At 36.8% G+C, this 8,392-nt stretch carries 5 protein-coding genes; all 5 read left to right on the top strand.

The genetic code is table 11. The features are described 5' to 3' along the window. Positions 1-252: 252 nt before the first annotated feature. Positions 253-2,652: an ABC transporter permease gene (locus E1171_RS13205; protein ID WP_155206479.1), complete on the top strand. Its 2,400-nt coding sequence runs from the start codon at positions 253-255 to the stop codon at positions 2,650-2,652. Between the two features lie 161 nt (positions 2,653-2,813). Further along, positions 2,814-5,213 (top strand): ABC transporter permease, encoded by a 2,400-nt coding sequence (locus E1171_RS13200; RefSeq protein WP_155206478.1) that lies wholly within the window; start codon positions 2,814-2,816, stop codon positions 5,211-5,213. Between the two features lie 344 nt (positions 5,214-5,557). Beyond that, positions 5,558-7,924, top strand: coding sequence for an ABC transporter permease (locus tag E1171_RS13195; RefSeq protein ID WP_155206477.1), 2,367 nt, complete (start codon positions 5,558-5,560; stop codon positions 7,922-7,924). Between the two features lie 129 nt (positions 7,925-8,053). Further along, the gene (locus E1171_RS13190) at positions 8,054-8,206 is read left to right on the top strand and encodes a hypothetical protein (RefSeq protein ID WP_155206476.1); all 153 of its coding nucleotides are present in this window, start codon (positions 8,054-8,056) and stop codon (positions 8,204-8,206) included. After that, on the top strand, positions 8,206-8,392 hold a 187-nt coding region (locus E1171_RS24290; protein WP_222931495.1), incomplete at its 3' end, for a hypothetical protein. The genes E1171_RS13190 and E1171_RS24290, both read left to right, overlap by 1 nt.

Genomic DNA, 8,392 nt, shown 5'->3' with positions numbered 1-8,392 from the left:
GGCAACTGATGATCCTGTGAATTCTATTCGATATGAGTAATAAATCAACTATTAACTCGTTTTACACTGAAATTATTGGGAAATTCGGAAATAAACTATAGACCGTCCGTAAGCAGACAACCTCGTCCGATTACGGACGGTCTGCTTTAAGAAATGCCCGTTTAAGCCCTTTTAAAGGATATTATTTATGGCATACTTATTGGATTTAGGTATAGACTTAAGTCCAGCGAACAATATTTTTTTTTCTCAGCAATGTTTAAAAATTATCTAATAATCGCCCTACGGAACTTAATCAAAAACAAGTTCTATGCCAGTATAAATGTGATCGGTTTAGCTGTAGGGCTGTCCGCTTGTTTATTGATAGCATTCTGGGTTAAGGATGAATTGAGTTATGACCGGCACTATAGCAAAATAGACAGACTGTATCGACTAACTGTAGATTACGGTTTAAATAAACCAGTAATTAATTTAGCTTATAGCCCTGGACCATTAGCTGAAACCTTTAAGGAGTTTTTTCCGGAAGTGGAAGAGGTGGTTCGAATTAGGATTACTTGGACTAAAGTCTTAAGTCATAAATTGAATTCATTAAAAATTGACAAAGTGACTTATGCCGACCCCAGCCTATTTAAGGTTTTCTCTATTCCTCTTATACAAGGAGATCCAAATACTGCTTTAGTGGAACCAAATTCCATTGTTCTAGATGAAAGCACAGCAAAACGTTTATTTGGAGATAAAGATCCTTTAAATAAAATGGTGGTATTGGACAATAATCAAAATTACAAGGTAACAGGCGTATTCCAGAATATTCCTGAAAATTCTCATCTAAAAGTCAATGTATTTTGTTCGATAGAAAAAATTTTGGAGGAGCCCTGGACCCAGGAATGGACTTCTCACAGTCTCTATACCTACCTTTTATTAAAAGAACAAACTGATCCCAAATTTCTTGAAGCAAAATTTCCGGAAGTAATCAAAACGTATGCTTCAAAAGACATTTACGAAGCTACTGGTTCCAATTGGGAAGAAATGAAAAAAAATAACCTCACCTTGGATTGGCATTTACAGCCCGTCAAGAATATTCATTTGTACTCCAATTTAGAAGGGGAGGCCGAACATAATGGAAACATTACCTATGTATATGCTTTTTCATTCATCGCAATTCTAATTTTGACCGTTGCTTGTATCAATTATATAAATCTAGCCACTGCACGATCAACAAATCGTGGCAAAGAAATAGGGGTTAGAAAAGTAGTTGGAGCCCAACGACCTCAACTTATCAGGCAATTTTTAAGTGAATCACTTATCCTGAGTTTTTGCGCTACTTTGCTGGCCATTGGATTAATGGAACTCTTTCTGCCAACTTTTAATCAAGTTTCAGGAAAATCTATATCAGTTCAATATTGGGGAAATTGGCAGCTTCTTTCAGGTTTACTTGCATGTCCCTTACTTTTAGCCACTCTATCAGGTTTTTACCCTGCTTTTTTTCTCTCCACTTTCCAACCTGTCACTGTATTAAGAGGAAAACTTACTTCAGAACCGAATGGTGCAAAATTTCAAAGTTTGCTGGTGATAATTCAATTTGCTATTTCCATCTTTCTAATAGTAGGTACGCTTGTACTATATCAACAAATACATTTTATTCACAAAAAAGATATCGGTTTTGTGAAAGATCATCTTTTAATAGTAGAAGGAACCTACGTTTTGGGTGAAAGAGCAGAACCACTTAAACAGGAATTATTAAACTTTCCCGAATTTAAAAGTGGTACATTTACAGGTTACCTTCCTGTGGAATTTGCTTCAAGATGGGGGTCAGTTCTGGAGGGTAACGGTGAGGGTAATAGGGTTGATTGTACTATATGGTTGGTTGATTTTGACTATATCAATACACTTGGGATGAAATTAAAAGAAGGCCGGTATTTTTCCACAGATTATCCATCTGATTCTTCTGCTGTAGTGGTAAATGAATCGGCAATCAAAATGTTGGGATACAATGAACCAATCGGACAAACTATTCGACTATATGGAAAAGAGTATCCCATAATAGGAGTTGTAAAAGACTTTAATTATACCTCCATGAAAAACAGAATAAAACCAGCTGCTCTTTTTCTAGAGAATAACACCGATAATTTAACCTTTCGAATTGATGGAAAGCGAACAAAAGAAGCCATGACTCTATTAGAGCATCATTGGAAAAAAATAGCCCCTGATCAACCCCTTACCTATTCTTTTATGGATGAACGTTTTGATCAAATGTACAAGGAAGAACAAAAAACCGCTAAGGTTTTATCCATCTTTTCCGGATTAGCTATCTTCATTGCCTGCTTAGGCCTTTTTGCACTGGCTGCCTTCACCGCAGAACAACGAAAAAAGGAAATTGGGGTAAGGAAAGTGTTAGGTTCCTCTGTAACATCAATTGTCTTATTGCTTTCGAAAGATTTCGCCAAACTCATTTTCATTGCTTTTTTGATCGCCTCCCCTATCGCCTGGTGGGTGATGAACGACTGGCTGGAGGGCTTTGCTTACCGTACCTCTATTGGGGTTGGGGTATTTTTGGTTGCAGCAGGGCTTTCCTTCCTAGTTGCCTGGATTACCATGAGTTACCATGCCATTAAAGCCGCGACGGATGATCCGGTGAATTCTATTCGATATGAATGATAAATATACACCGTCCGTCAGCAAACAAACGCGTCCGCTCACGGACGGTAAATTTTCATAAAACTATCTTTACAGCCCATTAAGGGCTATTTTTTATGGCATACTTCTTGAAAAACAGTAAACGGGAATAAACAGCCAATAATTTATTCTATCTTTCAGTTATGTTTAAAAATCACCTTAAAGTTGCCCTACGGAATTTAATCAAGCATAAGTTCTATGCATTTATAAATGTACTGGGCCTGGCCGTAGGATTAGCCGCTTGTTTATTAATTGGATTCTGGGTCAAAAATGAACTAAGCTATGACCGCCATTACACAAAAATAGACCGAATGTATAGGGTCACAACAGATTATGGTTTAACTAAACCAATGCAATATTTTGCTTATAGCCCAGGACTCTTGGCAAAAACTTTTAAGGAAATTTTTCCCGAAGTAGAAGAAGCAGTCCGAATTAGGACCCTTGGGACTCAGGTTATGAGTTATAAAGAAAATAAATTTAAAGTAGATAAAATAGCTTATTCGGACCCCGGTTTGTTTAATATTTTCTCCATACCTCTTGTGGAAGGAAATCCAGCTACGGCTTTGGTAGAACCAAATTCCATTGTAATAAATAAAAGCACAGCCAAACGTTTATTTGGGATTGAAGATCCTTTGAATAAAATGGTGATATTTAATAATAATGAAAATTACAAAGTAACTGGAGTATTTGAAGATATGCCTGAAACTTCCCATTTCAAAATGAATGTCTTCCTTTCCATAGAAAGGATTTTGGAACAGGGTTGGATACAGGATTGGATGTCTCATAACCTTAATACCTACCTGTTATTAAAAGAACAAGCTGACCCTAAATTACTTGAAGCCAAATTTCCGGAAGCAATAAAGACCTATTCTTCAAAAGCCATTTACGACTTAACAAGTATCCCATGGGAAGAAATGAAAAAAAACAATCTAAGTTATGATTGGAAATTACAACCCGTCAAGGACATTCATTTACATTCTGATTTACACGGAGAAATTGAAGCGAATGGAAACATAATATATATTTATACCTTTTCCTTTATTGCCCTGTTAATTTTGTTAATTGCTTGCATCAATTATATAAACCTAGCCACTGCCCGATCAGCAGATCGCAGCAAAGAAATAGGGGTTAGAAAGGTTGCCGGAGCGTACCGAATCCAACTCATCAGGCAGTTTCTAAACGAATCATTAATTCTTAGTTTTTTGGCTACCTTACTGGCCATTGGGTTAATGGAACTCTTTTTACCTGCTTTTAATCAAGTAGCAGGTAAATCTATTACTGTTCAATATTGGGGCAACTGGCAATTTCTTCTGGGATTACTATTATGTCCTTTGTTATTAGCCCTTCTATCTGGTTTCTACCCCGCTTTCCTTCTTTCCAGTTTTCAACCTGCCCAGACCTTAAAAGGAAAGCTTACTTCTGGAATGAAAAGCAGCAGGTTTCGAAATCTATTAGTGATTATACAGTTTTCTATTTCCATTTTCCTTATCGTCGGCACCCTCGTACTTTACCGACAGATTGACTTTATTCAAAACAAAGATATAGGCTATGAAAAAGATCACCTTTTACTTGTGGAAGACACCTATCTTTTAGGTGAACAAGGAGAAAGCTTCAAAGGGGAATTATTACGTTACCCCGAAATTATTAGTGGTACTTTTACTAATTTCCTTCCAGTAAATGGTTATGGAAGTTGGGGAACATCATTGAGGGATAAAAATCAAAATAATAATATTGAATGTACTATTTGGTTAGTAGATTATGACTACCCCCAGACACTTAAAATGAAAATGAAAGAAGGCCGGTATTTTTCACCAGATTTCCCATCTGATTCTTCTTCCGTCGTAGTTAACGAATCGGCCATCAGGATGCTGGGATATAAAGAACCCATAGGACAAACTATTTCGGTATGGGACGATGAGTATACCATTATAGGAGTCATAAAAGACTTTAATTATTCCTCCATGAGAAATCGTATAAAACCAACGGCTCTTTTTCGAGAGGATAACAATAACCTGCTTACCCTTCGAATTGATGGAAAACGAACCAAAGAAGCCATTACTTTAGTGCAACAACAATGGAAAAAGATGGCCCCGGGTCAACCTTTTTCCTATTCCTTTATGGATGAACGCTTTGACCAAATGTACCAGGAAGAACAAAAAACAGCCACTGTTTTATCCTTTTTTTCCGGTCTAGCCATCTTCATTGCCTGCTTAGGGCTTTTTGCTCTTGCTGCCTTTACCGCAGAAAAAAGAAAAAAAGAAATCGGAGTACGGAAAGTATTAGGCTCTTCTGTAGTATCCATTGTTCTTTTACTTTCCAAGGATTTTGCAAAACTCATTTTGATTGCATTTTTGATTGCCTCCCCTATTGCCTGGTACGTGATGAACAATTGGTTGGAAGGCTTTGCTTTTCGTACCTCCATTGGAGTTGGGGTATTTTTGATAGCTGCAGGGCTTTCCTTCATCGTCGCATGGATAACCATGAGCTACCATGCCATTAAAGCGGCAACGGATGATCCGGTGAATTCGATAAGATATGAATAATTATTAAAACCCTCCAGGGATTAAAAATCCCTGGAGGGTTTTAATAAAAAACTATATACCGTCCGTCAGCGCACGCGATCGCCCAAATCCGGACAAGACCACCTTCCTCCTCCCCCATTTAAAGCGTTATTTAAAGCTTTCGCATGTGGCATATTTCTTGGCATTCATTTAAAGAAAGAATACATTCCCTTTCTTTTTTGTGATAAAGTAAGGAGAATCAAAAAACCAAAAAGCCACCTTTTCCCAGGAATTAAATATACAGTGAAGAAAACCTGAAAATAATAACACTTTTTAAATTCATTTGCTTCATAAAGATTTTCAAACTTGTTAAAAATTTAACTAAAATGTTAAGATCCAACATATTACCGTTCCTTCGACATATCAAGCAATCCAAGACTTCCTTTATTATTCATTTAATCGGTTTATCCACTGGCCTTGCATGTGCTTTATTGGTATTTCTTTGGGTAAAAGATGAACTCGGAATAGACAAATTCCACGAAAAGGACGACCGGCTTTTTCAAGTGATGGCACGCTTTGAAACCCCTAGTGGAATTGAAGTAAGCCCTGTAATGCCCCCTATTTTGGCCCAGACCCTACTTGACGAAATCCCGGAAATAGAATACGCCATTTCTGAAGGCGTAATTCCAAACGACAGTAAACTAATTGTAGGTAAAAAAGCATTTACAACACGAGGGGTGTTTGCAGACAAAGATTATTTTAACGTATTTTCTTATGAACTTATTCAGGGGGATATCAATCAGGTTTTATCAGATGAAAGCAATATCGTCATCTCGGAAGAACTCGCCCAAAAAGCATTTAATACAGGGGAAAATCTTATAGGAAAATTAATGGATTATGAGCAATTTGGACACAAACATCAGGTCCGCATTGCCGGGGTCTTCAAAATCCCTCCACAATCTTCTAAACAATTTGATTTCATCTTACCATTTGGGTTAACATTCAAAGTTAATCCCAATTTTACAAACTCTTGGAAAAACAGTTGGCCCAGTACATATATAACTTTAAAAGAGGGCACTAAACTTGCACATTTAGACACTAAAATGACTGATGTAGTACGAAAGAGAGCTAATTATGAAGAAGCAGATTACTTTTTAAAGCAGTATTCAAAAGGTTACCTCAAAGGTAAATATGAAAATGGTGTACAGGCCGGAGGAAGAATTGAATATGTAAAACTATTTTCCGTTATCGCTATCTTCATATTGATCATTGCCTGCATCAACTTCATGAACCTATCCACTGCCAAAGCACCAAAAAGAATGCGGGAGATCGGAGTGAAAAAAACCTTAGGAGCAAGTAGAAAATCCCTTATCTTTCAATTCCTTGGGGAATCTGTGTTGATGGCCCTCATATCACTTATTTTTGCAACCATAATCGTCTTTGAATTACTTCCTCAGTTTAATGAAATTTCTGGCAAAAATTTAACATTAGGTGCCGGAATTGATCTACTCCCCACCTTCCTGCTTATTGCGGTCCTTACCGGCCTTATTGCAGGAAGCTATCCCGCTTTATACCTTTCAGGCTTTAAACCCTTAATGGCATTGAAAGGAAAATTTGTTACTTCCACCCTCAATTTCTGGACTCGTAATGGATTGATTGTATTTCAGTTCATACTTTCTGTTTCCTTAATTTTTGGTGTTTTAGTGATCTACAAACAAATGGAACTTGTCCAAAACAAAAACATGGGCTATAACAAAGATCATATCATCTATTTTGAAATGGACGGAAAGATCAAGGAACATTTGGATGTTTTTCTATTGGGAGCCAATGAGGTACCTGGTGTAAAAAATGCTTCCAGCATGTGGCTGACCTTTTTTGGAGACTTAAATTCAACTGGAGGACTTTACTGGGAAGGAAAAGATCCTAACTCTAATCTTTCAATGCAATATAGAAGGGTCAATTACGAAATGCTCGAATTGTTGGGTATTCAAATGAAAGAAGGAAGGACCTTTTCACGAGAGTTTAGTGCCGAACAACCCAAAATTATATTCAATGAAACGGCAATTGAAAAAATGGGAATTACAGATCCTATTGGTAAAAATGTAAAGTTATGGGGAAAAGGTCATGAAACTTTAGGGGTTGCCAAAGATTTTTATTTCGAGTCCCTTCATGAAGCTGTAAAACCATTATTCATTTTATTGTTACCTCAGAGAACAAACACGATCATGGTAAAAATGGACTCAGAAAGGACCGGAGAAACCATTGATTCCTTTGAGCAATATTACAGTAGTTTTACTCAGGGACAAGCTCTGGAATTTAAATTTTTGGACGATGTATATCAGGCCCAATATTTGGCAGAAAAGCGTGTAGCCGTATTATCCAAGTATTTTGCTGGATTAGCCATAGTTATTTCATGTTTGGGCTTATTTGGTCTAATGGCATTTATCATCGAAAAAAGAAAAAAAGAAATTGGCATTAGGAAAGCACTGGGAGCAAACAACTTTTCTATTATTTACAATTTATCCACCGACTTTAACAAACTGGTATTAATTTCTTTAACCATTGCTTTACCTCTAAGTTATGTTCTAGCTAAAGAATGGCTCGAAAATTTTGTTTTGAGAATAGATTTAAATCTTTGGTATTTCCTGGTTGCTGGGCTATGTGCTTTATTGCTTACCTGGTGTACGCTAGGATTTCAGGCCATCAAGATTTGGAAAGCTAACATCGTAGAATCCCTAAGGACAAACGAATAAGATCTTATTCCATTTTATCCAGCATTAAAACATAACCAAGTTTACCAATCAGGCAATTAAGCTCACTATAAGTTCCTTTTTAGATGAACAATAAAATTAAGTCAAGGCACCAAATCGCAGGAAAAAGTCATGAAAGGGAAAACCGGGTTTGGAGCTGTAATTGCCTGGCCTGATATATATCCCTATCACCCCTGGTTTATAAAAGAATTAGGGTTTAATCTATATTTTGTAAAGGGAATAGATTCTAAAAACATGGGTATTTCACAAATTGGTATGGAGTAGTGGAAGATGACGGTATTTGGGAGGAAGAAAGACCGAGAAGGAATTATCTTCCACTGTCTTTTGAAGACCCACAATTTGTTAAGGAAAAAATGGTATTGGTAAGATCGAAGAAAAAGAACTTAAAAAGTGGAGAACCAATCATTTTACAAACTGCAACCATTGGACAACAAGCTTTGGTTGAGAAAA

The organism is Xanthovirga aplysinae, assembly GCF_009711365.1.
Classification (GTDB): domain Bacteria; phylum Bacteroidota; class Bacteroidia; order Cytophagales; family Cyclobacteriaceae; genus Xanthovirga; species Xanthovirga aplysinae.
This window is presented reverse-complemented; position numbering and strand designations above follow the sequence as displayed.